This window comes from uncultured Maribacter sp., assembly GCF_947500405.1.
In the GTDB taxonomy this organism is placed as follows: Bacteria; Bacteroidota; Bacteroidia; order Flavobacteriales; family Flavobacteriaceae; genus Maribacter_B.
Map to the genome: position 1 here is coordinate 99,029 of NZ_CANMRY010000004.1, position 24,400 is coordinate 123,428.

Sequence of the window (24,400 nt, forward strand, 5' to 3'; positions counted from 1 at the left end):
ACGATATAAAAGAGTTTTTGTTAGCACGTTATGTGTGCTAAACTTTAAAATTTTAAAGAATTTTGTGAATATTAAAAGCCATATCCTATACATGTATGGGATATGGCTTTCTAGAAATAGATTGTAAACCTGTTGTTTTATTTTATTAATAAAACGGCAACCATTGATTGCATTTAGACCACTATTTCAACGTTTATAGAAATTAAGCTTTAGTGTTTTATAGCTAAATCATTAATTACTATTTTTTTATTATGCAATATATAAAAGAATAGTAGCTATGAGGCTTTTTTTTCATTTTTATGTATAAGTAAAAAAATAACATCAATTATAATCTCACTTTCTCTTAATTAAAGGCTAAAAAAACTGCAATAGCTTTTTTACTGTTTTAAAGAAGAGTGCATAATAATATAAAGAACGTAAACTTTATAATAGATTCCTGTAATCTATAATCTAAAGTTAAGAAATTTTAAACAAAACAGCAGTGTGTTTACATGGTTAGTAATCAACAGTTTATGAACCATTGCTGTTAACAATTGTTTATAACGTAAAAAAGCACTGTTACTAACAGTGCTTTTTTATTATATGTAATAAAGTTGGTTGTAAATTATTTACGAACTTCTTTAATTCTAGCTTTTTTACCAGTTAAACCTCTAAAGTAGAATATTCTAGATCTACGAACTTTTCCTCTCTTATTAAGCTCTATTTTTTGTAAAGCAGGTAAGTTTATTGGAAAAATACGCTCAACACCAATAGTACCAGACATTTTTCTAATAGTAAAAGTTTCTGTTGCACCACTTCCTCTTCTTTGTATTACTACACCTTTAAAGAACTGTGTACGTGTTTTTTCACCTTCTTTAATTTCGTAGTATACTGTTATTGTATCACCAGCAGAAAAATTAGGGAAATCTTTTTTAGGAACGAATTCGTTTTCTACAAATTTTATTAATGATTCCATTTTAATATTTTATTTTAAAATAATATACAAATAACATTCACGATTTTCGTCAGAGGTTATTTTAATAGTTTGCAAAAATACATATAATATTAATACTGGCAAGAATATTTTATTCTATTTTTTGTAAAAAGAGTAGGAGCTATTCTAATAAATCTGGTCTTAATTCTTCTGTTCTTTTAATTGCTTGATTTTCTCTCCACTCTTCAATTTTAGGAAAATTTCCTGATAAAAGTATTTCTGGTACTTTATGGCCTTTGTATTCTGCAGGTCTTGTATATATTGGAGGAGCTAAAAGATTATCTTGAAAAGTATCTGTTAAAGCAGATGTTTCGTTGCTAAGAACTCCAGGAATTAACCTAATAACAGCGTCACATAAAATTGCAGCTCCTAACTCTCCACCAGATAAAACATAATCACCAACAGATATTTCTTTAGTTATAAATAAATCTCTAACACGTTGGTCTACACCTTTATAATGCCCGCATAATATTATTATATTTCCTTTTAGTGAAAGTCTGTTTGCTAGTTTTTGATTTAAAGTGTCGCCATCAGGAGTCATATAAATAACTTCGTCATAACTTCTTTGGCTCTTTAGGCTACTTATGCATTTGTCTATTGGCTCAACCATTAATACCATTCCAGCACCGCCTCCAAATTGGTAATCATCTACTTGATTGTAACTTTTATCTGTGTAATCTCTTAAATTATGAAAATGAACTTCTACTAATCCTTTTTCTATAGCTCTTTTTAGAATAGATGCCTCAAAAGGGCTTTTTAGTAATTCGGGTAGTACCGTTATTATATCAATACGCATCTAACAATAGCTTTTTGGAATAAAAAGTCAAAAGTAGTAAAACTATATGATTATTACTGTTTAGAAGAAAGGCTAACTCTTACGTTCTATAATTTGTTGTAAATAAAAAAGCTCCATTAGGAGCTTTTTTATTATTTGTTTTTCTTGTATTTGTTTATCTCGTCTTGTAGCTGCCTACTTATTTTTTGTTCTCTTTCTAATGCTCTTCTTCTGTGGTCCTCATATTCAGTTTCTACTTCAGATAAAGCTAATTTTGCTTCTTGTGTAAGCACATTACTTTTTCTAAACTTGTATATGAATCCTAATAAAAGCAGGAGTAAACAAGCTATAACTGTCCATAAGATAGCATTATAGGTTCCTTTTGAAACTAATATACCTAGAAAAGACATACTGTCTTTTTCTTCTGTAACAGAAGAAAGATTATTTGTTGTTTCATTTAATTTTTTTTCTAAGGAAGATATTGTTGTTTCGTGCCCTGTAATAGTAGCTCTTAAGCCTTCTTCTTTTTTGCTATAAACATTTAAAGAATCAAGCACATTTTGTTTTAACTTGTCTAGAGAAATTACTCTAACAACTTCATATCTTTTTCCATCGGCTCTATAATTACCAGATTTTTTATAAACATATTCAAACTGGCTATTAATATTTCCTTTGTCTAAAGATAATTCTTCTTGGTTGCTTTCTTCTTGTCCGTATTGTAGGTTAATTGCGAACAAGGCGATTACTGCAAATAGTATTCTTAAACCTTTCATTTGTTAGTGCTTCTATATTAATAATAGTGATTTAGAGGGGGATAAAAGTAATTCAATAAAATCAATTAAGGAAAAAATATTAAAAAAAGGTTTTATTTTAATAGGCATGTTACTAAAATAAAACCTATGAATTTGTTAGTTTATACTAGTAATAGGTGAACCTTCTTACTTTAGATATATACTTAGCTAAGCGTATTACTTGATGGGAGTATCCGTATTCATTATCGTACCATATATATAGTATAATATTTTTTCCAGTACTATTTACTATAGTTGCTTTACTATCGTAAATAGACGGGGCAGAGGTACCTATTATATCAGAAGAAACCATTTCTTTGCTTAGAGAATATTTTATTTGCTCTACTAAGTTCCCTTCTAAGGCATATTTTTTTAATATTGTATTTAAAGCGCTCAAGGAAGTTTTGTTTTTAGTTTCTAAATTTAAAATGGCAAGAGAGCCATTAGGAACAGGGACACGAATTGCATTAGAGGTTAATTTTCCTGCTAGTTCTGGTAAGGCTTTGGCAACAGCTTTTCCGGCTCCAGTCTCTGTAATTACCATGTTTAAACCAGCAGCTCTTCCTCTACGGTATTTACTATGCATGTTGTCTACTAAATTCTGGTCATTAGTATAAGCATGTATTGTTTCTAAATGCCCTTTTTTAATTCCTAGAGAATCTTCTATAACTTTTAAAACAGGGGTTATTGCATTTGTAGTGCATGAAGCTGCAGAAAATATATTTGTTGTATCTGGGTCATATTCTGTATGGTTAACGCCATGTACAATATTAGGAACCTCTTTTCCAGGGGCGGTTAGTAATACTTTAGATGCTCCTTTAGATTCTAAGTGTCTACTTAATTCTGTTTTATCTCTAAAAGCTCCCGTATTATCTATTACTAAAGCATCTTTTATACCGTATTTAGTGTAGTCTATGTCTTCTGGTTTAGAAGCGCTAATAATGTGTACCGTTGTGCCGTTAATTAGTAGCGCTTTGCTTTTAGAATCTATATATACGGTTCCATTAAATTTGCCATGAACAGAATCTATTCTAAGTAAATTGGCTCTTTTTTCAAGAATTTCTTCTGTTATTTCTCCTCGAGTTACGATTGCTCTTAAACGCATTTGGGTACCTTTGCCAGTTTTAGCCATAAGCTCTCTGGCTAAAAGTCTACCTATTCTTCCAAAACCATATAAAACAACATCTTTTGGTTGTATTTTTTCAGTTTCGTTTGCGTTTTTTAATTTGTCTATTACAAATGATTTTACATTACTATAGTCATTACTATCCGAATGGTATTCGTAGGTTAGTTTACCAATATCTAATTTAGAGGGGGGTAGTTTAATATCATTAATTGCTCTTAAAATTTCAACAGAATCAAAAATAGAAACAGGCTTTTGAACAAATTCTCCGGCATATTCATGAAGGTTAATTATATCGCTTACATTTTTATCTATGATTTGATTTTTAAAAAGTACGGTTTCTATAGACTTATCGTACCAAAGGTCACTAGCGAGTTTAATAAACTCTGTAGTTGCTTTTCTTCTGTCGGCTTGGAATGCAAGCTCTTTTTCGTAAGATTTAATTTTTGCCATTATGACTTTTTCAAATGTTAATTTACTTGCAAAAGTACTTATTTCAAACGTTTTCGTAAAGAAAATTGAAATAAAAAAGCACCTTTAGAAAAGGTGCTTTTGTTTTTTGTGTAGTGTGTTTACTGAAAGATTAGACGTTCTCTTTCGCCTTTACTGTTTAGCATTGTAATACTAGTTTTTCCATACCTGGAGATGCGTCCAAAAAGTGTTTTTGCTTCTTGAATATTGTTTATTTTTTCATCGCCAACAGATAATAATATTTTACCATATAAACCATACCCTCTATATGTTTCTGGAACTCCAATTATTTTAACACCAGTTTTTGTGTTAAATTTTTTCATATCCTCTTCCGTTAAATTTTTAATTTCAATGCCCATAACAGGAACAATAAGGGTTTGTCTTTCTTTTAATGTTACTGGTATTTCTAAGACTTCATTGTCTCTGTCTAAGGTTAAAACAACTTCATCTCCAGGTCTTTTTGCAGAAATATACCCTGTAAGGTCTGCAAATTTCTTAACCTTTATATTGTCTATTTTTTTAATAATATCGCCAGACTGTATTTCGGCATCTTCCGCTCCAGAACCAGAAGTAACTCCATCTACATATACTCCTTCAATTTCATTTATTCCATTTTCTATAGCGTAGGGAGAATTCATATGCGGAGTGGTAATGCCAATAATTCCTTTAAGAACGTTACCGTACTCCATAATATCCTCTACTACTTTTTTTGCGATATTACTTGGAACAGCAAAAGAGTATCCAACATAAGAACCAGTTTGTGAGGTAATAGCAGTGTTAATACCAACCAAATCTCCATTAGTGTTAACTAACGCTCCGCCGCTGTTACCTGGATTTACAGCAGCATCAGTCTGTATAAAAGATTGGTCTATTTGTCCAAGAGCCCTAGCTTTAGCACTTACAATTCCTGCAGTTACAGTAGAAGTAAGGTTAAAAGGATTTCCTACAGCAAGAACCCATTCTCCAATTTTTACATTATCAGAATCTCCAAATGCTAAATATGGTAAATGCTTTTTAGCATCAATTTTAAGTAATGCTATATCTGTATTTGGGTCTGTTCCAATTAATTCCGCATCATAGGTTTTGTTATTGTTTAAGGTAACTTGTAGTTTGTTTGCTTTGTCTATAACATGGTTATTTGTCACAATATATCCATCCGAAGAAATTATAACTCCTGATCCAGTTCCTACTTGCGGAGTTTGGCTAGATTTTGAGCCATAGAAAAACTCCATAATATTGGTTGGTCCAGAACTTAAGGTTACATTTTTTACGTGTACTACAGCGTTAACAGTTGTTTCTGCTGCGGTTGTAAAATCTAACTCATTTATACCAGCTCCTTTTGGAGAGGTTGGGGTGTAGTTTGTTTTAAAAGTAGTGTTTTCACCTTCTTGGGTAATTACTTCGTATTTTGTGTTTTCAAAAAAAAGCTTGTAAGCTCCAAGCGTAAAAGCACCAGCAAAAACTGCTACGAACAATAGGCTGCTAATTTTTTTCATTTTTTATAATTTAATTCTAATATTATTCTACTGTAAAATTAATAGATTTTATACTTTATTTAGTTTCTTTAACGAGTTTTTAACTGCTAAAAAAATCTTAATAATGTTTTATCTTTGTTTTAATTATGGATAAAATGGATATTACTTTTTATAAATACCAAGGTACAGGAAATGATTTTGTAATGATTGATAATAGGGATTTAAAATTCCCTAAAGACAATACAAAGTTGGTTGCATTTTTGTGTGATAGAAGATTTGGTATTGGTGCAGACGGACTTATATTATTAGAAAATGATACTACTGTAGATTTTAAAATGGTTTATTATAATTCTGATGGAAATGAAAGCACTATGTGTGGTAATGGAGGTAGGTGCATCGTAGCTTTTGCAGAATTTTTAAATGTTTTTAAAAAAGAAACCACATTTAATGCTGTGGATGGTTTGCATAATGCAACTGTAGAGGGTAATTTGGTTAGTTTACAAATGGTAGATGTAGATGAAATAAAAACAAAGCCTAATGCCATGTTTTTAAATACAGGCTCTCCACACCATGTACAACAGGTAACTAATCTTTCTGAGTTTCATGTAAAAGAAGAAGGTAAAAAGTTGCGATATGGATTATATGGAAAGGTAGGGAGTAACATAAATTTTGTAGAACCTGTAAAAGAAAATGTATTTGCAGTTAGAACCTATGAAAGAGGAGTAGAGGATGAAACACTTTCTTGTGGAACAGGAGTTACCGCAGCAGCAATAGCTATGCATAAATCTGGTATGGTAAAATCTAATCATGTTTTTATAAATGTTTTAGGAGGTAATTTAGAAGTGAAATTTTCTGTAAATGATGCTTCGTATTCTGATGTTTTTTTAATTGGAGATGCCAAACAAGTTTTTAAAGGGGAAATAGTATGCAACATTTAAAAGGGAGCAACATTTATTTAAGAGCTCTTGAAATGAGTGATTTGGATTTTTTGTACACTTTGGAAAATAATACAGATTTATGGGAAATAAGTGGTACTATTACTCCATATTCAAAACAAGTTTTACGACTGTATTTAGAAAATGCATATAAAGATATTTATGAGGTAAAGCAGCTTAGGTTGTGTGTTTGTTCTGCTAATGATGCCGTTATTGGTTTAATAGATTTATTTGATTTTGACCCTAAAAATAAACGAGCAGGCTTAGGTATTGTAATATTAAATGAAGAGGAGCGTAATAAAGGAGTAGGTTTTGATGCGGTAAATGTTTTGTGTAACTATGCTTTTTCTACTTTGGGCTTGCATCAAATATATGCTAACGTTTTAGAAGATAATTTAGCAAGCATACATTTATTTAAAAAAATAGGTTTTAAAGAAATAGGAGTAAAAAAAGATTGGGTTTTGTCTGGAGGTAGCTTTAAAAATGAAATTTTATTTCAAAAAATTAATACATGTATATAAAGAAAATTTTATTAGCAATTGTTTTTATAGGTTTAATAGCTGGTGGAGCGTTTGCTTATATGGTGTATGGTGCGTTTTTTACCCCTAATACAAATTTTAATAACGATAAAGCATATGTTTATATCCCAACAAATTCTAATGTTGGAGATTTAGAAAAGATTTTAGAGCCTTTGGTAAAGGACTTTTCTTCATTCAAATCTGCTGCGGATCGTAAAAAATACACTCCTAATATTAAAGCGGGGAAATACGTTTTAAAAAAAGGAATGAATAATAATGAAATTATCGGTGTTCTTAGAAGTGGTAATACTCCTGTTAAGGTTGCTTTTAATAACCAAGAAACTATAGAAAATTTAGCAGGTAGAATATCAGTACAAATAGAGCCAGATAGTATTAGTTTGTTAAAAGCTTTTACAGATATAAATTTTTTAAAAGAAAATGGTTTTAATAAAAATACAGAGCTTGCAATGTATATTCCTAATAGTTATGAATTTTTTTGGAACATTTCTGCAGAAGGTTTTCGTAATAGAATGTTAAAAGAATACAAACTTTTTTGGAATGAGGGTAGGTTAGCGAAAGCAAAAACTATAGGTTTAACAGATAAAGAGGTGGTAACATTAGCTTCTGTTGTTCATAAAGAAACAGCTAAAGTAGAGGAGCGCCCTAGGGTGGCAGGAGTTTATTTAAATAGGTTAAGAAAAGGTATTTTATTGCAGGCGGATCCAACAGTAATTTATGCAATAAAAAAACATACAGGAGATTTTAATAAGGTAATTAAGAGGGTTTTGTATAAGGATTTAGAGTTAGATTCTCCTTATAATACCTATAAATATGGCGGTTTACCTCCAGGGCCAATTGCGATGCCAGATATTTCTGCGATTGATGCAGTTTTAAATTCTGAAAAACATAGTTATTTATATTTTGTAGCAAACGTGGAGAATTTTGGTTATCATAAATTTGCAAAAACACTTGCGCAACATAACCGAAATAAAGAGCAATACATCCGTTGGATAAATTCCAAAAAGATAAATAGATAGTAAATTGTCTTATTTTTTTGACCTGTTAACTGAAATTGTATAGTTTTAACATAACTTTCTAAAATTAGAGAACAATTTAGTTCTAACTTTGCCCCCTCAGAAATTTAAGCACACTTTTTAGGAAGAGGTAAGTCTTAAGAAAACAATTATATGAGAAGATGGATATACGTGAGTAGTCCTCTTATCGTGATGTTTATTTTTATAAGTTTTGGCTTTAAAAACCAGGAAGTTACAGTTCCAGAAACTTTAAAAGTAAAAGAACCTACTAAGGTTTTGTTTCCCAAAAACAAAACTTACTTTACAGGCCTAGTTGTAGTGCCTCCTTTTTTAGGAAGCTCTTATATTGGTTTTAAAGAAGCCTTGGCATTTAAAGAATCTCAAGGTAATTATTTTGTAACAAATACTCTAGGGTATTTGGGTAAATACCAATTTGGTGTAGAGACTTTGGAGTTAATGGGGGTTTATAATCCAACAATTTTTTTAAACGACCCTGTTTTACAAGAAAGAGTTTTTTATACTAATGTATCTAGAAACAAATGGATTCTTAGGAGAGATATTCAGCGTTTTGTAGGTAAAAAAATTGGAGGTATTGTTGTAACGGAGTCAGGAATGTTGGCAGCTGCTCATTTAGCAGGTGCTGGTAATGTTCAAAAGTATTTGCGTTCTTACGGGAGCTATAATGTTGCAGATGCTTATGGGTCTACTGTTTCCAAGTATTTAAAAAAGTTTTCGGGTTATGATATTTCTTATGTATCTCCTAAGAGAAACCCAAAAATATAGAAGAGTAAGTTTATTATGAAAATGGTTAGCCTTGGCAGGTAGAATGGTCAAGGCTTTTTTTATGCTTGAATAATAAAAATTGCTGGTCTTTTGTGTAGGTCTACTTTAGTTTTGTGCCAATCGGCTATTCTTTTTGTAGCAATATATTCTGTTGGTAGTGTAATATCACAAGCAATACATAAATGTGTGCCATCTGCAAGTGTTTTAATTAATTCTTGCAACATTTTATCATTTCTGTAAGGAGTTTCTATAAATATTTGAGATTGTTTTGCTTCTCTAGATTTTTTTTCTAAACCTTTTATTGTTTTTTTTCTTTCTGCATTATCAATAGGTAAGTAGCCATTAAAAGCAAAATTTTGACCATTAAAGCCACTGGCCATTAGAGCAAGTAAAATAGAAGAGGGGCCAACAAGAGGTACTACTTGAATATTTTTTTGATGCGCAATTTTTACAACATCTGCTCCTGGGTCTGCAATTCCTGGGCAACCCGCTTCAGATAGTATGCCAACATTAATTCCGTCTAAACACGGTTCAAGAAAAGTTGGTATTTCTTGAGCTTCAGTAAATTTGTTTAAAAGGTTTAATTGTAAATTAGGTTGGGACTTTCTTGGGCTAATTTTTTTTATAAATCGCCTTGCTGTTTTTTCATTTTCAACAATATAATAATCTATACTTTCTATGGTTTGTTTTATAGATATTGGCAAAACTTCTAAAGGTTCATTGTCTCCTAAAGTTGTTGGTATTAAATATAATTTTCCTTTTTTGTTTTCCATGATTATAATTTTTTGGCAATTGCTTCGCAAGCCTTGTCTATTAATTGAAAAACTATTTCAAAGCCTTCATCTTCATCATAGTATGGGTCTGGAACTTCCTTTGTCTCTATATTTATTTCAGAAAGTAAACGTTTTACTTTAGAAATATCTTCTTTGTTTTTTGCTAAAGATATAATGTTAGAATAGTTGCTATTATCCATAGCGTATATTATGTCAAAAGCAATAAAATCTTTAGAGGTAAACTTTCTGCTTTTTTGTTGGTGTATGTCTATACCGTATTTTTGAGCTACAGCAATAGAACGAATATCGGGCATATTACCAACATGATAGCCAGCGGTACCAGCAGAATCTACAAATATTTTGTTAGAATCTACTTTGCTTTTTAAAATACCTTCTGCTAATGGCGACCTACAAATATTTCCTAGGCAAACCATTAGTATCCTGGTTTTCATAGCAATTTTATTTTATTAAGATAATTTTTTAGTTAAATCGTCTATGTATTTGCGAAACTGTTTATCGGTTTCTGCAAGATTATCTACTGTTTTACAAGCATGTAATACGGTAGCGTGGTCTCTTTTTCCTATCTGAGAACCAATACTTGCAAGAGAGGCTTTAGTGAATTTTTTTGCAAAAAACATAGCTAATTGCCTTGCTTGTACAATGTGTCTTTTTCTTGTTTTGGATTGTAGTGTTGCTACATCCATTTCAAAATAATCCGATACAACTTTTTGGATGTAATCTATTGAAACTTCTCGTTTTGTATTTTTAACAAATTTTTCTACAACTTGTTGTGCAAGTTCTACAGTTACTTCTTTTTTATTAAAAGAAGATTGTGCAATAAGGGATATAATAGCGCCTTCTAATTCTCTAATATTAGATTTTATATGTTTTGCAACATACTCTACTATATCATTTGGCATTTCTACACCATCTCTGTATAGTTTATTTTTTAATATAGAAATTCTTGTTTCGTAATCTGGATTTTGTAATTCTGCAGATAATCCCCATTTAAAACGAGAAAGTAAACGTTGCTCAATATCCTGCATGTCTACAGGAGCCTTGTCAGAGGTTAGTATAACTTGTTTTCCGTTTTGGTGTAAGTGGTTAAAAATATGAAAAAATACATCTTGTGTTCCAGATTTACCAGATAAGAATTGAACATCGTCTATAATTAGAACATCAATTAATTGGTAAAAATGAATAAAATCATTTCTAGTGTTCTTTTTCACAGATTCTATATACTGTTGTGTAAATTTCTCTGCGGAAATGTATAAAACAGTCCTTTCAGGGTATTTGTCTTTTATTTCTACACCAATAGCATGTGCTAAATGTGTTTTTCCTAAACCTACCCCTCCAAATACTAAAAGCGGGTTAAAAGAAGTTCCTCCTGGTTTGTTAGCAACTGCCATACCAGCAGAACGTGCTAAACGGTTAGAGTCTCCTTCTAAAAAATTATCAAAATTATAATTAGGGTTTAGTTGCGATTCTATTTTTATATTTCTAATACCAGGAATTACAAATGGATTTCTTAATTCTGGGTTTTTAGATTTAATTGGTACGTCTAATTCTTGTGATGCTAAATTACCTCTGTTAGAACTCGGAATTTTCTCAGTAAAAGGCTCTTTATTACCGTAAGTATTTTCCATACGAATAATGTAAACCAATTTGGCAGTCTCTCCTAGCTCTTTTGTTAGAGCAACTTTAAGTAGTTTAACATAATGTTCTTCTAGCCACTCGTAAAAAAATTTACTTGGAACTTGAACACTTAAAGCGTTTTCGGATAGTTTGATTGGTTTAATAGGATCAAACCAAGTTTTAAATGCCTGCGGTTGGATATTATCTTTGATAAAAGCCAAACAATTGTTCCAAACGGAATTAGCAGTAACATTCATTCTTAAAGTTCTCTTTGTTTTGGTTTTTGCAAAAATTTTAATGAATTAGTGCAAAAGTTGGTTAATAGTATTCTGTTTATAGTAGAGCAAATATGTGAACAAATTATCTAATAAAAAAATGAAATTTTATTGAATTTTAGATAATTTTTTCTCATGTTCGTGAAACATACAAACAAAGCTTTTAAATATATAATATTTACTTGATATAATATGGATTTTAACGAAATTTCTTTTAGGGTTAGGTACGCGGAGACCGACCAAATGGGCGTTGTGTATCATGGTAATTATGCACAGTACCTAGAGATGGGTAGGGTGGAATGGTTAAGAAACAAGGGTATTTCTTACAGTAGTATGGAGAAAAATGGAGTAATACTTCCAGTAATATCTTTGCAAACCTTTTTTAAGAAGTCTGCACTGTATGATGATTTAATTACAGTACGTACAATTTTGAAGGAAAAACCCTCGGTTAGAATTGAATTTGACTTTGAAATTTATAACGAAAAGAAAGAAATTTTGGCTGAAGCGAATGTAGTTTTGGTTTTTATGGATAAAGAAAAAATGAAGCCTATGCGATGTCCAAAATACATTCTTGATAAAATTGGTTTTTAGTAAAAAAAAATATTAGTAGCTTATTTTTTTAATTTTTATTTCGTGGTTTGTTTTAAAAATAGTTTCAATTTTGTTAGAATCTTTTTTGCGAACAGAAAAATGTATGGAACAATTCATTTCCATTTTTTGAGATTCTATTTGTAATTGGTTTTGCTTTATTATTCGCATTACTTTGTCCATTTTTTTATAATCAAAAGTAACTTCAAAAGTATTTTTTAGTATTTGCTCTACAATTTTAGCTTCATTTAAAGCTAATACTGCAGAGTTTCTGTAAGCGCTTATTAAGCCACCAACACCCAATTTGGTACCTCCAAAGATTCTAACTACAGCTATAAGGACATTTGTTACACCAAAAGATTTTATTTGCCCGTAGATTGGCATTCCTGCAGAATTGTTAGGTTCGCCATCATCATTTGCTCTATAGTTTATTTTTTCTACTCCTATCTGCCATGCGTAACATACATGATTAGCAGTGTGGTGCTCTTTACGAAGCTCTTCTATAATTGGTTTTACATCTTCTTCTTTGTGAATAGGGAATACATACCCATAAAATTTGCTTTTCTTTTCTTTAGAGAAAACTACATTAGAAGGTTTTAAAATGGTTCTATAGGTATCTTTTTCTATTTGCATTACGCTAAAGCTACTAAAAGTATACTAATAACAGCTAAAGCAATACCACCCCAATTTTTCGTGCTAATCTTTTCTTTAAAAAGTAATATGCCTAGTAGCGTAGAAAACATAACTACAGCAACATTGTTAAGAGTAAATATAGATGCGCTATTGTACTCTGGATTATTAAGTGCTTTTAGAAGGAAAAAAACAGAGAAATAATTAGGGATACCTAAAACAATACCTCCAATAATATTTTTAAGATTTATTTTTAGTGGTTTCTTCGGGGATTGTATTAAAATAAAAAATACCCCAATTACAGCAGCAGAGCCAAAAATCATTGCAGAGAAAAGGGGAAACTCGGAAGGGGTAACATGTTCTTTTTGGAAAAAGTTAATGGTAGTATCAATAATACCAGAACCAAAAAAAACAAGAGCGGGTAATAATAAGATAGAGAAATTAACTTTTGTATTGCTCTCTTTTATAGAGGCAAAATAAACAGCTCCCATTGCCAAAAATATACCTATTACTTTAAAGCCCCCTAAGTGTTCCTTATAAACAATTACGCCGATTATTGCGGGTATAACAAAAGACATTTTTGTAGCTACAGATGCTACAGAAACACCTACTTTTTGAGCAGTAGCGGCCATTAGATTAAAAACTACAATAAATAAAATACCTAGAATAAGAGTTCCTATAAACCAAGGTTTTTCTATCACAGAAGAAATGGTAACTGATTCTTGGTGTAGAAAAAAGCCAACACTGCAGGCAACAACATAATTAGTTATAATAGCATATAGTGTTTGGACTTTATAAATGCTAAAAAGTTTAAATATGACAAATATTAAACTAGAGAATAAAATGCTTAGGCATAGGTTTAACATTAAGGTAATTTGGTTTTTAAATTAATAATATCATCAAAACCAACAAGTAAATTCCAACATGTAATCCCTAATTTTTCTGCAGCATCGGTATTTTCTTTGGTGTCATCAATGAAAAAAGTTTCTTCTGCTTTTAGATTATTTTGTTCTAAAACAAACTCGTAAATAGTTGCATTTGGCTTACGTAATTGTATTTCATGAGAAAGATAAAATTTCTCGAAACAATTTTTAAATCTATTGTAATTCGTTTCTCCCATTGTTTTTATAACATGAGATATGTGAAGCGCATTGGTATTACTTAATAAGAAAAGACGATAATTTTTCTCTTGCGCTAGTTGCTCTAAAAAATCTAATCTATATAAAGGGAAATCTAATAAAATAGAATTCCATGCTTCTTTTATTTTAGACTCGTTTGCTTCTGGAAAAATGGTAATTAAAGTTGCTGTAAAGTCCTTAGAAGATAATAGTCCTTGTTCGTATTCTTTTGCTAAAGAGTCTAATTCTGGTGTCAAAGAAGTAAAGCCATATTTTGTAAGTTCTTTAAAAACAGCTTCTTTATCTAGATTAATGAAAATATCACCAAAATCAAAAATAATATTTTTAATCATTTTTTAGTAAAATTAATTGGTCCGTATCTATTTGGGTAGTTTGTAGTTTTGTTCCTTTAATAATAGGGGCTTTAGTTCCTGAGTTAAAGTTGTTTTTTCCTTTAAAAATACGAGCTTCATCCCAGAGTTTAGAATCAATAAAAGTTTGTAGTGTTTTAGAACCGCCTTCAATTATTACACTGTTTATATTTAGTTGGTATAGGGTATTACAAATATGCTTTGCTAAATTTTCATCAAAAATAATATTATGATAATTAATGTTAAGCCCTGTATTTACACTAGTTTTTTCTGTAAAGATTATTGTTTTAATAGAACTGTCTAGTAAAAAAGAATCTTTATTTATTTTCAAGTCTTTGTCTAATACAATGCGTATAGGATTTTTTCCTTTCCAGTTCCTGGTATCTAACTTTGGATTGTCTTGTATAGCAGTATTAGTTCCTACTAAAATAGCTTGTTCTTCCGAACGCCATTTATGCACTAGCTGTCTAGAATATGGGTTGGTAATCCAAAAAGGTTCTGGATTTTCTTTTCTTAAAGAGTTGTCAGGTGCAATAAAACCATCGATAGTTTCTGCCCATTTTAAAATAATGTACGGACGTTTTTTTACATGAAAAGTTAAAAAACGTTTATGATGTTCTTTGCATTTTTCCTCTAAAACGGAAGTAATAACAGTGCAACCAGCATCTTTTAATCTTTTTATGCCTTTTCCAGCAACTTTTTCATGAGGGTCTAAGGTACCAACAACAACTGTTTTAATTTGTTTTTGTAGTATTAAATCTGCGCAAGGTGGCGTTTTTCCGTAATGGGAGCAAGGCTCTAAAGTAACATATATTGTTGCTTCTTTTAGTAGGGAGGTATCTGTAACCGAGTTAATTGCATTTACCTCTGCATGAGAACCACCATAAGGGCTTGTGTGACCTTCACCAATTATTTTGTTGTTATGGACAATAATACTACCAACCATGGGATTGGGAGCAGTATTTCCTAGACCATTTTTGCCTAATTGAATACAACGTAACATGTATTTTTCATGTATCTTCACTTCACAAAAATAGAACATATACCTTTCTAATGATACATAAAATATAGAAATGTATAGAGAGTGTATAGTTCTTAAAATTTAAAAGTGTGAATAACATTTGTATTAGAGAAATTGAGGAGAAAGACAATGTAGGGGTGGCAAAAGTAATACGTAAGGTATTAATAGAAATGGGAGTTCCTAAAGTAGGCTCTGCCTATGAGGATAAAGCTTTAGATTCTATGTATGAAAACTACAAGATGCCTAATGCAATTTATTTTGTTGTGGAAGAGAATGGAGTTTTATTAGGTTGCGCAGGGATTGCTAAATTAGAAAATTATGATGGTAATGTGTGTGAGCTTCAAAAAATGTATTTTTTAGAAGAAGCAAGAGGAAAAGGTATTGGTGCTAAGATGATAGATGCTTGTTTGGAAAATGCAAAAGAATTTGGTTTTGAGAAATGTTATTTAGAAACGATGCCATTTATGAAAGCGGCTCAAAAATTATATATTAAAAAAGGATTTACCTATTTAGAAAACAAAATGGGAGATACAGGACACTATTCTTGTCCTGTTTGGATGATAAAAGAGTTATAGTAGATGTTATTAAGAGAGATTAAAAATATTTATGAGATAGAGTTAAAGGAGGTATATCCTATAACCGAAATTCAAAGCTTTTTTTATTTAGCAATAGATTTTTATTTACAATTACCACGATTTGTATTAGCTACGGAGCCTAATTTAACCCTTACAAAAGAAGAAGAGCAGCCATTGTTTAATACGCTAAGCAGGCTTAAATTACAAGAGCCAATACAATATATTTTAGGGACTACAAATTTTATGAATTTAGATTTTACAGTAGATTCTAATGTCTTAATTCCTAGGCCAGAGACAGAAGAATTGGTGTGTTGGATATTAGAGGATTTAAAATCTAAAAAAGAGCAGAAATTAAAAATTCTAGATATTGGTACAGGTACAGGTTGTATTGCAATTTCTATAGCTAAAAATTTTCCAGAAGCAGAGGTTTATGCTTTAGATGTTTCTATGGGAGCGCTACAAATTGCTAAAAAGAATGCTGCGTGTAATAATGTAGCTATTAACTTTATAGAGGAAGATATATTACAATTACAATCTATTAATGTAGATTTTGATATAATTGTATCTAACCCGCCTTATGTTAGAGAGTTAGAAAAGGAACAGATGGCAGAAAATGTAAAGAACCATGAGCCAGATTTAGCATTATATGTTCCAGATAATAAGGCGCTTATGTTTTATGAAGCCATAAGTGTTTTTGCAAAAGAGAATTTAAAGTTAGGCGGTTTTTTGTATTTTGAAATAAACCAATACTTAGGAAAAGAAATGAAGGTTCTTTTGGAAGACAATAATTTTTTAGAAATTGAACTTCGAAAAGATATGTTTGGTAATGACCGAATGATAAAAGGGATAAAAGAATAAAGTAAATGAGCGTAAAAGAACAAATAGAAGCTTTACGAAAAGAATTAAGAATGCATAATTATAATTATTATGTGTTAGATAATGCTACTATATCGGATTACGATTTTGATATTAAACTTAAAGAATTACAAGCTTTAGAAGAAAAGCATCCAGAGTTTTATGATGCTTCTTCGCCAACACTAAGAGTAGGTGGGGAGGTTACCAAAAATTTTGAAACCATTGTGCATGAAAATCGGATGTATTCTCTAGATAATTCCTATTCTAAAGAGGATATAGAAGATTGGGAAAAAAGAATACAGCGTGTTTTAGGAGATGTAGAAGTGCAATTTACTTGTGAGCTAAAGTATGATGGGGCTTCTATTAGTTTAACTTATGAGGAAGGTAAATTAAAACAAGCGGTTACTCGCGGAGATGGTTTTCAGGGAGATGAAGCAACTACGAATGTAAAAACTATAAAATCGGTTCCATTACAATTAAAAGGCGATTACCCTCCAAAATTTGAAATTCGAGGAGAAATTGTTTTGCCTTTTGAGGGTTTTAAAAAAATGAATGAAGAGCGTATAGCAGCAGGAGAAGAACCCTATATGAATCCTAGAAATACGGCTTCTGGGAGTTTAAAGTTACAAGATAGTGCAGTAGTAGCACAACGCCCACTAGACTGTTTGTTGTACGGTATTGTTGGTGAGAATACAGGAGTTACTTCTCAGTTTCAAATGTTAGAAAAAGCTAGAGACTGGGGGTTTAAAGTGCCAACAATAGCAAAACTATGTAAAACCACTTCAGAGGTTATGGAGTTTGTAGAGTATTGGGATGTGCATAGACATGAACTTCCTTATGAAACCGATGGTGTGGTTATTAAAGTAAACAGTTTAAGATACCAAGAAGAGTTAGGGTATACTTCTAAATCACCTCGTTGGGCAATGGCTTATAAATTTAAAGCAGAACAAGTCTCTACCGTTTTAAATGAGATAACTTATCAAGTTGGGCGTACAGGGGCAATAACACCGGTGGCAAATTTAGAACCTGTGTTACTAGCAGGTACTACAGTAAAAAGAGCTTCATTACATAACGCAGACCAAATAGAGAAACTAGATATAAGAGAAAAAGATACGGTTTTTGTAGAAAAAGGAGGAGAGATTATTCCTAAAATAATAAAGGTAGATTTAGAAAAAAGACCAGGGGATTCTACAGTAACAAAATACATAACCTACTGTCCAGAATGCCATGAAGAATTGGTAAGAACAGAAGGGGATGCAAAACATTATTGTATAAATTATTATGGTTGTCCGCCACAAATTACAGGCCGTATACAACACTACATTTCTAGAAAGGCAATGGATATTGAAGGTCTAGGAGGTGAAACCGTAGAGCTTCTTTTTAAAGAGGGGTTAATTACTAATTATGCAGATTTGTATACTCTTACCAAGGAAGATGTATTGCCACTAGAACGTATGGCAGAAAAGTCTGCTGAAAATCTAGTTGCAGGTGTAGCGGCTTCAATAAAAATACCTTTTGAGAGGGTAATGTTTGCTTTAGGTATTCGTTTTGTAGGAGAAACTGTAGCAAAAAAGTTAGCTAAAGCCTATAAAAATATAGATGCGCTTATGGTAGCAACGGTAGAAGAATTAATTTTGGTAGATGAAATTGGACAGCGTATAGCCGAGAGTGTAGTAGAGTTTTTTAAGAACGAAAAGAATGTAGAAATAGTAAATAGGCTAAAAGAATATGGCGTACAGTTTGAAATTTCAGCAGACAAACTATTAAATCAAACAGAAAAGCTAAAAGGGCAAACTTTTGTGGTTTCTGGAGTTTTTGAAACTGTTAGTAGAAACGATTTAAAGAAAATGATAGAAGATAATGGAGGGAAAGTAGGTTCTTCTATTTCTTCTAAAACTTCTTTTTTAGTTGCTGGAGATAAAATGGGACCAAGTAAATTAGCTAAGGCAGAAAAACTAGGTGTTTCTATAATTTCTGAACATGAATTTATTGAAAAAGTGTCTTAATGCGTCAATAGAGTATTACAATTAGTAGTTTTCTGTGTAGTTTTAATATTATTTCTAGTTTAATTTTGTAACGAATTAAAACATATTGGTATGAGTCAAATAGTAACATTTGGAGAAGTTTTAATGCGTTTGTCTCCTCCAGGAAATAGAAAATTTATTCAATCTAACAGATTAGAATTTTATTTTGGAGGAACAGAATTAAATGTGGGGATTTCTATTGCTAATTTTGGAGGTAGAGTAAAACACATAAGTTGTATTTCGGATGATTTTATTGGCAACACGGCTATTTCTTATTTAAATAAATTTGATGTAGATACCTCTTCTATTGTTAGGTCAAGTAGGCCTTTGGGAGTTTACTTTTTAGAGGTGGGAGCGGTAATGCGCCCAAGTGCTATTTCATACAATAGGTCACATTCTTCTTTTTCAGAAATTGAAGCTTCTATGGTGGATTGGAACTCCTCATTAAAAGATGCTACCTGGTTTCACTGGACAGGTATTACACCTGCCTTGTGTCAAGGAGCTTATGAAACACTTAAAGAAGGTTTAATCTTAGCCCGTAAAAAAGGCATAACGGTAACTGCAGACCCCACCTATAGGAGTGGTTTATGGAAATATGGTAAAGATGCAAAATCTACCTTATCAGAATTATTAGAATATTCAACCATTTTTATAGGAGGTGTCAATGAAATTAATGAAGTTCTTGGTACAGCGTACGGATATTCTAATGAGGATTTTATTGAGGCAAGTAAATTGTTAATAGAAAAATATCCATCTATAGAAAAAGTGTTTGATAAAATTAGAACCTCACTAAATTCTTCTTGGCATAAAATTAGGGCTAGAATGTGGAATGGAAAAGAGTTTAGAGAATCAGAAGATTTAGATATTACCCATGTTGTGGATAGGGTAGGAACTGGTGATGCGTTTGCTGCAGGTTTAATTTTTGGGTTACAACATTATGATGACTATAAAGCTATGGAATTTGGTAGCGCAGCTTGTGCTTTAAAACATACTTATGAAGGAGATGTAAATTTTGCTACTGTTAAAGAAGTGGAAGCAATTTTGGAAGGGAATACAACAGGTAGGTTAAAAAGGTAACCTAGACTTCTTTTTTAAAACACAAACTGTTCTTAACGCCTATATACTGTCCGTAGTTAGGAATAATGTTGTAATTACATTTTTTATATAAAGCAACCGCTTCGGTTTGTCTTATGCCAGTTTCTAAAATACAAGAAGTGTAATTTAGTTCTTTTGTCCAAGACTCTAGTTCTTTAAGAATTCTAGTAGCTATACCTTTTCCTCTTGTTTTAGGGGAAACATACATTCTTTTTATTTCCATAGAAGAGGTATTTAATGGTTTTATAGCGCCGCACCCTACAGGAATATCATTTACATAAACAACTAGAACATATTTTAAGCTTTGTATAGAGTTAAATTGATTATAGAAAGCATGTTCATCGCCATCTGTAATAGCTAAATAAGCGTCTAGTTCTTTTACTAAAACAGTAAAATCTTTGTTTTTGGATGTTGTTCTTACTAATTTCATGTCTAAACCTTTATAGAAACACCGTTATATTCTGTATTTGTAGTGCCTCTAAAGTAAAAATCTACTCGTCCTAAATTTATACCAAAACAGCCAACTTGGTTTACTAAAATTTCTTTGTTTTCGGCGTTTTTAACTATGGTTGGTTTTTCAAGAAAAGTATGGGTGTGTCCGCCAATAATTAAATCGGTGTGTTTGGTTTTTGAAGCCAGAGTAAGGTCGTCAGGATTTTGTTCTGTAGTGTACTCGTAGCCTAAATGGGAAAGACAAATTACTAAATCACATTTCTCTTGTTCTTTTAGTTTGGTTTCTATGTCCGTAGCAACCTCAAAAGGGTTATGGTAAACCGTTTCTTTATATAAACTTTTAGATACAAGGCCTTTTAGTTTAATGCCTAGACCGTAAACACCAATTTTAAGATTGTTTATTACGTAGGTTTTATAGGGTTTTGTAAAACCACCCAGGACAGTATTTTTAAAGTCGTAGTTAGCTGTAATTAAATCAAATTTTGCGTGTGGTAATTGAGAAAGTAAACCATTAATTCCATTGTCAAAATCATGATTCCCTATCGTGGCAGCATCATATTTTAGCATACTCATAAGTTTAAACTCTAATTCTCCACCATAAAAATTAAAATAAGGGGTACCTTGAAAAATATCTCCAGCATCAAATAAAAGAGTATTTGGATTTTCTTTTCTAATAGAATGTACTAGAGTAGCTCTTCTGGCTAAGCCGCCAAGATTAGCAAACTCTGAATGGCTTTTGGGGAAAGGGTCTATGTGGCTGTGTACATCGTTTGTGTGTAAAATAGTGATTTTAGTAACCTCTTCCTTAATGCAAGAATCTAATGTTAAGCCTCCTAAGCCAATAAAAGCAGAAGAAGCGCTAGTATTTGTAATGAATTTTCTTCTGTTCATGATTATGTTTTTTTATAAAATCTATTATCTACTGTAGCGTGAAGAGTATCTACTTTCTTAAAGTAATCTATGATAGCATTTCTAAATTTATAATCTAGAGGTGTAATAGTAATAGCATCTTTAAAAAACACCATATTATCGCCTCCACTTGCTAAATAATTATGTGTCGCTACATAATACGTCTTTTTAGGGTCAAAATTTTTATTTTGAATTTTAAAAGAAGCTAAACTATTGTCTTTGTTTAGTATAATTTGCGCGCCAGAAATAGGGTGAGCGGTGTTGGAGTTTAGTATAAAATGTACTAGTTCTTGAATAGATTTTCCAGAAAGTTCTGCAACAACAATAGTATTTTCAAAAGGCATAATTTGATATGCATTTCTTGTGGTCACATTTCCTTTAGATATTATAGAGCGTATACCGCCATGATTTATAAGAACAAAATCTATTTCTTTTTTAGTGATAGATTTAAATATGGGGTTAGCTTGGTTGTACAAAAGGTCTGCTAATAAATTTCCTTCGGATGTGTTGTATTCCCCATCATCTGCAGTTATTTTCTTTGGGGTATAGGCAAGAGTACTATCCATTATTTGATTAATACGCTGTCTATAAGGATTAATATAAGATTCTACAGCATCGTTTTTTTCTAGGTCATTAGAAATTGATAGCTGTTTAACCTCTATTTTTGACAATTTTTTAGGAGGGGTAGAGCAAGCTATTACAAAACTAAATGTTGTAAATATAACAAAATGTGTTATTTTTAAATTCATGATTGTTTTAATTTTGACCTGTCCAAACAAATGAAGATTCTTTACATTTGTATAAATGTAAAAATACATGTTTAACGCAATAAAAGATAAATTAAAACGTAAATCTGGAGCTAAATTTTTAAAGACAGAATTAAGTAAGTCTAAAGTAGAAGTTAAGCGTAAAAAAGGGATTACATCTATTGGCTGTATTGTAGATTTAGATAAGTTTGAAAACTCAAATTTATTTTATGAATTTATAGAAGAATTTTCATTACGACCAAATGCTGTTAAAATAATAGGATATAAGAGTTTTTATGATAAAAATTCGCCATATTCTATTCCTGTTTTCTCTGGAAAAGACTTAGGTTGGAATGGAAATATAGAAAATAGTTACGCTTTAGAATTTCTTAGTCGCGACTATGATATGTTAATAAACTATTATAATGAGGAAAACTTATTATTAGAGTTAATGACAGTAAAAACAAGAGCAAGAGTAAATGTTGGGTTTGTTGAGGTAGATAAAGTTTATAATGATTTAATATTAGATACTCCAATGAATAATTTTAAAGTTTTTAAAACAGAACTTAAAAAATATTTAAGAGTATTAAACGAAATAGAATAATGAAAGAATTGTTGGGTACAGGCGTTGCTTTGGTAACTCCTTTTAATGAAGATGGGAATGTTGATGTTGCTGCTCTAACTGCAATAGTAGAGTATAATATTAATAATGGGGTAGATTATTTGGTAGTATTAGGTACTACAGGGGAATCTGTAACATTGTCTAAAGCAGAAAAGCAGTTAGTTATAGACACAATTACTAATGCAAATGCAGGGCGTTTACCAATGGTTTTAGGGGTAGGAGGTAACAATACAGCTTTAATAGTAGAAGAGTTATCTATAGCAAACTTAAAAGGTTTTGTTGCTATTCTTTCTGTTTCTCCTTACTACAATAAACCTACACAGGAAGGAATATATCAGCATTTTAAAGCTATTTCTTTAGCGTCTCCAATTCCGGTAATCTTATATAATGTACCAGGTAGAACAGGAAGTAATGTTTTGCCAGAAACCGTAGTTCGTTTAGCGCAAGATTTTGATAATATTGTGGCGGTTAAAGAAGCTTGCGGAGATATAGTACAAGTAATGGAATTAATTAAAAATACCCCAGATGATTTTCATGTAATTTCTGGAGATGACATTACGGCATTGCCTAGTGTTTTGGCTGGCGGTTCAGGTGTAATTTCTGTAATAGGTCAAGGTTTACCTAATGAGTTTTCTTCAATGATACGGTTAGGATTAGAAAAGAAAGTAGAAGAAGCTTATGCATTGCATTATAATATGCAAGAAGGAATGCAATTAATTTTTGAAGAAGGAAACCCTGCTGGAATTAAAACAATTTTAGAATTGGCAGGCTTGTGTAAAGTTACTGTACGCTTGCCTTTAGTTCAGGCAACATCAGAGTTAAAACAAAAAATTGAAGCATTTGTAAAGCCGTTTATTAAGGTTACAGCATAAATATTTTTACAAGAAAGTTAAAACTAGCATAAAAGCATTGTGGTATCCCACGAATGCTTTTATTTTAGCATTGTAAAAATGTTTTTTATATCCATTGATAATCCCTAATTTTGCAGAATGTTTTTAAAGAAGAGTAACTTTTTTTCAATTGTTATTGTCGCATTAGTATTACAATCATGTAGTGAGTACCAAAAAGTACTTAAGAATGATGATGTAAAGGCTAAGTACGACATGGCTGAAAAGTTTTATAAAGAAGAAGATTATAAACGTTCTAATCGTTTATTTGAGCAAATAGCTCCAAAATATATTGGTAAGCCGCAAGGGGAGAGAGTAATGTTTTTCTTTGCAAATACTTATTTTCAAAGAAAAGATTTTAATATGGCAGGCTATCAATTTGAACGCTTTATTAAATCTTACCCCAAAAGTGATAAGTTACAAGAGGCTGCATTTTTAGGGGCAAAAAGTTATTATATGCTTTCTCCTAATTATTCATTAGATCAAACGGATACGGATAAAGCACTATTGAAATTACAGAATTTTATTAATACATATCCAGATTCTGAGTATTTTAAAGAAGCAAATAAAATAGCAAAAGAACTTACGACTAAAAAAGAAAAAAAGTCTTTTGAAATAGCAAAGCAGTATAATAAACTTGGAGAGTTTAATTATGAGCTTTTAAAATCTTCAGTAGCAGCTTGTGATAATTTTGTTTCAGATTATCCTGGGTCTATTTTTAAAGAAGATATTTTATATATAAAGTTGCAAGCTACAACACGCATAGCAATGAATAGTTATGAAGTGTTAAAAAAGGATCGTTTAAGCAATGCAAAAGATGCTTATAACGTTTTAAAGAAAAAATATCCTGAAACTAAATTTGGAAAAGAGGCGGATGACCTTCTTAAAAAAATTGAAAAAGAATTAAAAAGTTTTCCTACGGAAGCAAAATAAATACCTAGTATT

General features: G+C 31.1%; 27 protein-coding genes. 12 read left to right on the forward strand and 15 right to left on the reverse strand.

The window, feature by feature from the left end; genetic code table 11:
* Nucleotides 1–604: 604 nt before the first annotated feature.
* From rplS to Q0945_RS06870, 5 genes are all read right to left on the reverse strand, one after another.
* Nucleotides 605–955 (reverse strand): 50S ribosomal protein L19, encoded by a 351-nt coding sequence (gene rplS / locus Q0945_RS06850; protein WP_299432524.1) that lies wholly within the window; start codon nucleotides 953–955, stop codon nucleotides 605–607.
* Between the two features lie 139 nt (nucleotides 956–1,094).
* Nucleotides 1,095–1,769 (reverse strand): tRNA (guanosine(37)-N1)-methyltransferase TrmD, encoded by a 675-nt coding sequence (gene trmD / locus Q0945_RS06855; protein ID WP_299432527.1) that lies wholly within the window; start codon nucleotides 1,767–1,769, stop codon nucleotides 1,095–1,097.
* A gap of 131 nt (nucleotides 1,770–1,900) precedes the next feature.
* The gene (locus tag Q0945_RS06860; protein WP_299432530.1) at nucleotides 1,901–2,521 is read right to left on the reverse strand and encodes a tRNA (guanine-N1)-methyltransferase; all 621 of its coding nucleotides are present in this window, start codon (nucleotides 2,519–2,521) and stop codon (nucleotides 1,901–1,903) included.
* A gap of 145 nt (nucleotides 2,522–2,666) precedes the next feature.
* Nucleotides 2,667–4,115, reverse strand: a complete 1,449-nt coding sequence (locus Q0945_RS06865) for a glyceraldehyde-3-phosphate dehydrogenase (RefSeq protein WP_299432533.1) — start codon at nucleotides 4,113–4,115, stop codon at nucleotides 2,667–2,669.
* 119 nt (nucleotides 4,116–4,234) lie between these two features.
* Nucleotides 4,235–5,629, reverse strand: coding sequence for a trypsin-like peptidase domain-containing protein (locus Q0945_RS06870; RefSeq protein WP_299432536.1), 1,395 nt, complete (start codon nucleotides 5,627–5,629; stop codon nucleotides 4,235–4,237).
* A 134-nt stretch (nucleotides 5,630–5,763) separates the two neighbouring features.
* Here Q0945_RS06870 and dapF point away from each other — a divergent pair, with 134 nt between their 5' ends.
* The 4 genes from dapF (at nucleotide 5,764) to Q0945_RS06890 (ending at nucleotide 8,878) form a co-directional block, all read left to right on the forward strand.
* Nucleotides 5,764–6,546 carry a diaminopimelate epimerase gene (dapF, locus tag Q0945_RS06875; protein ID WP_299432539.1) on the forward strand — a complete coding sequence of 261 codons (783 nt, stop codon included), beginning with the start codon at nucleotides 5,764–5,766 and terminating at the stop codon, nucleotides 6,544–6,546.
* On the forward strand, nucleotides 6,534–7,064 hold the full coding sequence (locus Q0945_RS06880; protein ID WP_299432542.1) for a GNAT family protein: 531 nt from the start codon (nucleotides 6,534–6,536) through the stop codon (nucleotides 7,062–7,064). The genes dapF and Q0945_RS06880 overlap by 13 nt, the downstream gene beginning before the upstream one ends.
* Entirely contained in the window at nucleotides 7,055–8,098 is a 1,044-nt protein-coding gene (gene mltG / locus Q0945_RS06885; RefSeq protein WP_299432545.1) for an endolytic transglycosylase MltG, read from the forward strand. Before Q0945_RS06880 ends, mltG begins: the two co-directional genes overlap by 10 nt.
* A gap of 150 nt (nucleotides 8,099–8,248) precedes the next feature.
* The gene (locus Q0945_RS06890; RefSeq protein WP_299432548.1) at nucleotides 8,249–8,878 is read left to right on the forward strand and encodes a hypothetical protein; all 630 of its coding nucleotides are present in this window, start codon (nucleotides 8,249–8,251) and stop codon (nucleotides 8,876–8,878) included.
* A gap of 59 nt (nucleotides 8,879–8,937) precedes the next feature.
* Here the strand turns inward: Q0945_RS06890 and Q0945_RS06895 are convergent, their stop codons facing one another.
* The 3 genes from Q0945_RS06895 to dnaA are packed head-to-tail and all read right to left on the reverse strand — an operon-like array spanning nucleotide 8,938 to nucleotide 11,543.
* On the reverse strand, nucleotides 8,938–9,651 hold the full coding sequence (locus Q0945_RS06895; RefSeq protein ID WP_299432551.1) for an SAM-dependent methyltransferase: 714 nt from the start codon (nucleotides 9,649–9,651) through the stop codon (nucleotides 8,938–8,940).
* Between the two features lie 2 nt (nucleotides 9,652–9,653).
* The gene (locus Q0945_RS06900; protein ID WP_299432554.1) at nucleotides 9,654–10,103 is read right to left on the reverse strand and encodes a low molecular weight protein-tyrosine-phosphatase; all 450 of its coding nucleotides are present in this window, start codon (nucleotides 10,101–10,103) and stop codon (nucleotides 9,654–9,656) included.
* A gap of 15 nt (nucleotides 10,104–10,118) precedes the next feature.
* The gene (gene dnaA / locus Q0945_RS06905; RefSeq protein WP_121067498.1) at nucleotides 10,119–11,543 is read right to left on the reverse strand and encodes a chromosomal replication initiator protein DnaA; all 1,425 of its coding nucleotides are present in this window, start codon (nucleotides 11,541–11,543) and stop codon (nucleotides 10,119–10,121) included.
* 210 nt (nucleotides 11,544–11,753) lie between these two features.
* Here dnaA and Q0945_RS06910 point away from each other — a divergent pair, with 210 nt between their 5' ends.
* A complete protein-coding gene (locus Q0945_RS06910) occupies nucleotides 11,754–12,152 on the forward strand; it encodes a thioesterase family protein (RefSeq protein WP_299432558.1) in 399 nt (132 codons plus the stop codon).
* A 12-nt stretch (nucleotides 12,153–12,164) separates the two neighbouring features.
* Here the strand turns inward: Q0945_RS06910 and Q0945_RS06915 are convergent, their stop codons facing one another.
* Genes Q0945_RS06915 through ribD form a run of 4 tightly spaced genes read right to left on the reverse strand, consistent with a single transcriptional unit; the run spans nucleotide 12,165 to nucleotide 15,310 of the window.
* Nucleotides 12,165–12,782 (reverse strand): YigZ family protein, encoded by a 618-nt coding sequence (locus tag Q0945_RS06915; protein ID WP_299432561.1) that lies wholly within the window; start codon nucleotides 12,780–12,782, stop codon nucleotides 12,165–12,167.
* Complete coding sequence (locus Q0945_RS06920) at nucleotides 12,782–13,645, reverse strand: DMT family transporter (RefSeq protein WP_299432564.1); 864 nt, start codon at nucleotides 13,643–13,645, stop codon at nucleotides 12,782–12,784. Before Q0945_RS06920 ends, Q0945_RS06915 begins: the two co-directional genes overlap by 1 nt.
* Nucleotides 13,645–14,250, reverse strand: coding sequence for an HAD family phosphatase (locus Q0945_RS06925; protein ID WP_299432567.1), 606 nt, complete (start codon nucleotides 14,248–14,250; stop codon nucleotides 13,645–13,647). The genes Q0945_RS06920 and Q0945_RS06925 overlap by 1 nt, the downstream gene beginning before the upstream one ends.
* Nucleotides 14,243–15,310, reverse strand: a complete 1,068-nt coding sequence (gene ribD / locus Q0945_RS06930) for a bifunctional diaminohydroxyphosphoribosylaminopyrimidine deaminase/5-amino-6-(5-phosphoribosylamino)uracil reductase RibD (protein ID WP_299432570.1) — start codon at nucleotides 15,308–15,310, stop codon at nucleotides 14,243–14,245. Before ribD ends, Q0945_RS06925 begins: the two co-directional genes overlap by 8 nt.
* 68 nt (nucleotides 15,311–15,378) lie before the next feature.
* Here ribD and Q0945_RS06935 point away from each other — a divergent pair, with 68 nt between their 5' ends.
* The 4 genes from Q0945_RS06935 to Q0945_RS06950 all read left to right on the forward strand — a co-directional run bounded on the left by Q0945_RS06935 (nucleotide 15,379) and on the right by Q0945_RS06950 (nucleotide 19,820).
* Entirely contained in the window at nucleotides 15,379–15,864 is a 486-nt protein-coding gene (locus Q0945_RS06935; RefSeq protein WP_299432573.1) for a GNAT family N-acetyltransferase, read from the forward strand.
* 3 nt (nucleotides 15,865–15,867) lie between these two features.
* Nucleotides 15,868–16,722, forward strand: coding sequence for a peptide chain release factor N(5)-glutamine methyltransferase (gene prmC / locus Q0945_RS06940; protein ID WP_299432576.1), 855 nt, complete (start codon nucleotides 15,868–15,870; stop codon nucleotides 16,720–16,722).
* Nucleotides 16,723–16,727: 5 nt separating this feature from the next.
* Nucleotides 16,728–18,725 (forward strand): NAD-dependent DNA ligase LigA, encoded by a 1,998-nt coding sequence (ligA, locus tag Q0945_RS06945; RefSeq protein ID WP_299432579.1) that lies wholly within the window; start codon nucleotides 16,728–16,730, stop codon nucleotides 18,723–18,725.
* Nucleotides 18,726–18,815: 90 nt separating this feature from the next.
* Nucleotides 18,816–19,820 carry a sugar kinase gene (locus Q0945_RS06950; RefSeq protein ID WP_299432582.1) on the forward strand — a complete coding sequence of 335 codons (1,005 nt, stop codon included), beginning with the start codon at nucleotides 18,816–18,818 and terminating at the stop codon, nucleotides 19,818–19,820.
* 1 nt (nucleotide 19,821) lies between these two features.
* Here Q0945_RS06950 and Q0945_RS06955 read toward each other — a convergent pair whose 3' ends face one another.
* The 3 genes from Q0945_RS06955 to Q0945_RS06965 are packed head-to-tail and all read right to left on the reverse strand — an operon-like array spanning nucleotide 19,822 to nucleotide 21,949.
* Complete coding sequence (locus Q0945_RS06955) at nucleotides 19,822–20,268, reverse strand: GNAT family N-acetyltransferase (protein ID WP_299432585.1); 447 nt, start codon at nucleotides 20,266–20,268, stop codon at nucleotides 19,822–19,824.
* Between the two features lie 2 nt (nucleotides 20,269–20,270).
* Nucleotides 20,271–21,182, reverse strand: a complete 912-nt coding sequence (locus tag Q0945_RS06960) for a metallophosphatase (protein ID WP_299432588.1) — start codon at nucleotides 21,180–21,182, stop codon at nucleotides 20,271–20,273.
* 2 nt (nucleotides 21,183–21,184) lie between these two features.
* The gene (locus Q0945_RS06965; protein WP_299432591.1) at nucleotides 21,185–21,949 is read right to left on the reverse strand and encodes a 5'-nucleotidase; all 765 of its coding nucleotides are present in this window, start codon (nucleotides 21,947–21,949) and stop codon (nucleotides 21,185–21,187) included.
* A 67-nt stretch (nucleotides 21,950–22,016) separates the two neighbouring features.
* On the opposite strand from Q0945_RS06965, the gene Q0945_RS06970 reads away from it, so the two are divergent.
* The 3 genes from Q0945_RS06970 to bamD all read left to right on the forward strand — a co-directional run bounded on the left by Q0945_RS06970 (nucleotide 22,017) and on the right by bamD (nucleotide 24,388).
* The gene (locus tag Q0945_RS06970) at nucleotides 22,017–22,550 is read left to right on the forward strand and encodes a hypothetical protein (protein WP_299432594.1); all 534 of its coding nucleotides are present in this window, start codon (nucleotides 22,017–22,019) and stop codon (nucleotides 22,548–22,550) included.
* Nucleotides 22,550–23,440, forward strand: a complete 891-nt coding sequence (gene dapA / locus Q0945_RS06975) for a 4-hydroxy-tetrahydrodipicolinate synthase (protein ID WP_299432597.1) — start codon at nucleotides 22,550–22,552, stop codon at nucleotides 23,438–23,440. Before Q0945_RS06970 ends, dapA begins: the two co-directional genes overlap by 1 nt.
* Before the next feature lie 117 nt (nucleotides 23,441–23,557).
* On the forward strand, nucleotides 23,558–24,388 hold the full coding sequence (gene bamD, locus Q0945_RS06980) for an outer membrane protein assembly factor BamD (protein WP_299432600.1): 831 nt from the start codon (nucleotides 23,558–23,560) through the stop codon (nucleotides 24,386–24,388).
* Nucleotides 24,389–24,400 lie beyond the last annotated feature (12 nt).

Bases quoted from the DNA above. Each gene is read 5' to 3' on its own strand.
- Q0945_RS06900 (WP_299432554.1), bottom strand. From the start codon at position 10,103: ATGAAAACCAGGATACTAATGGTTTGCCTAGGAAATATTTGTAGGTCG.
- dapF (WP_299432539.1), top strand. From the start codon at position 5,764: ATGGATATTACTTTTTATAAATACCAAGGTACAGGAAATGATTTTGTA.
- dnaA (WP_121067498.1), bottom strand. From the start codon at position 11,543: ATGAATGTTACTGCTAATTCCGTTTGGAACAATTGTTTGGCTTTTATC.
- prmC (WP_299432576.1), top strand. From the start codon at position 15,868: ATGTTATTAAGAGAGATTAAAAATATTTATGAGATAGAGTTAAAGGAG.
- Q0945_RS06955 (WP_299432585.1), bottom strand. From the start codon at position 20,268: ATGAAATTAGTAAGAACAACATCCAAAAACAAAGATTTTACTGTTTTA.
- Q0945_RS06925 (WP_299432567.1), bottom strand. From the start codon at position 14,250: ATGATTAAAAATATTATTTTTGATTTTGGTGATATTTTCATTAATCTA.
- rplS (WP_299432524.1), bottom strand. From the start codon at position 955: ATGGAATCATTAATAAAATTTGTAGAAAACGAATTCGTTCCTAAAAAA.
- Q0945_RS06950 (WP_299432582.1), top strand. From the start codon at position 18,816: ATGAGTCAAATAGTAACATTTGGAGAAGTTTTAATGCGTTTGTCTCCT.
- Q0945_RS06970 (WP_299432594.1), top strand. From the start codon at position 22,017: ATGTTTAACGCAATAAAAGATAAATTAAAACGTAAATCTGGAGCTAAA.
- dapA (WP_299432597.1), top strand. From the start codon at position 22,550: ATGAAAGAATTGTTGGGTACAGGCGTTGCTTTGGTAACTCCTTTTAAT.
- Q0945_RS06920 (WP_299432564.1), bottom strand. From the start codon at position 13,645: ATGTTAAACCTATGCCTAAGCATTTTATTCTCTAGTTTAATATTTGTC.
- Q0945_RS06965 (WP_299432591.1), bottom strand. From the start codon at position 21,949: ATGAATTTAAAAATAACACATTTTGTTATATTTACAACATTTAGTTTT.
- Q0945_RS06865 (WP_299432533.1), bottom strand. From the start codon at position 4,115: ATGGCAAAAATTAAATCTTACGAAAAAGAGCTTGCATTCCAAGCCGAC.
- Q0945_RS06960 (WP_299432588.1), bottom strand. From the start codon at position 21,182: ATGAACAGAAGAAAATTCATTACAAATACTAGCGCTTCTTCTGCTTTT.
- Q0945_RS06880 (WP_299432542.1), top strand. From the start codon at position 6,534: ATGCAACATTTAAAAGGGAGCAACATTTATTTAAGAGCTCTTGAAATG.
- Q0945_RS06870 (WP_299432536.1), bottom strand. From the start codon at position 5,629: ATGAAAAAAATTAGCAGCCTATTGTTCGTAGCAGTTTTTGCTGGTGCT.
- ligA (WP_299432579.1), top strand. From the start codon at position 16,728: ATGAGCGTAAAAGAACAAATAGAAGCTTTACGAAAAGAATTAAGAATG.
- bamD (WP_299432600.1), top strand. From the start codon at position 23,558: ATGTTTTTAAAGAAGAGTAACTTTTTTTCAATTGTTATTGTCGCATTA.
- ribD (WP_299432570.1), bottom strand. From the start codon at position 15,310: ATGTTCTATTTTTGTGAAGTGAAGATACATGAAAAATACATGTTACGT.
- Q0945_RS06890 (WP_299432548.1), top strand. From the start codon at position 8,249: ATGAGAAGATGGATATACGTGAGTAGTCCTCTTATCGTGATGTTTATT.
- trmD (WP_299432527.1), bottom strand. From the start codon at position 1,769: ATGCGTATTGATATAATAACGGTACTACCCGAATTACTAAAAAGCCCT.
- mltG (WP_299432545.1), top strand. From the start codon at position 7,055: ATGTATATAAAGAAAATTTTATTAGCAATTGTTTTTATAGGTTTAATA.
- Q0945_RS06860 (WP_299432530.1), bottom strand. From the start codon at position 2,521: ATGAAAGGTTTAAGAATACTATTTGCAGTAATCGCCTTGTTCGCAATT.
- Q0945_RS06915 (WP_299432561.1), bottom strand. From the start codon at position 12,782: ATGCAAATAGAAAAAGATACCTATAGAACCATTTTAAAACCTTCTAAT.
- Q0945_RS06910 (WP_299432558.1), top strand. From the start codon at position 11,754: ATGGATTTTAACGAAATTTCTTTTAGGGTTAGGTACGCGGAGACCGAC.
- Q0945_RS06895 (WP_299432551.1), bottom strand. From the start codon at position 9,651: ATGGAAAACAAAAAAGGAAAATTATATTTAATACCAACAACTTTAGGA.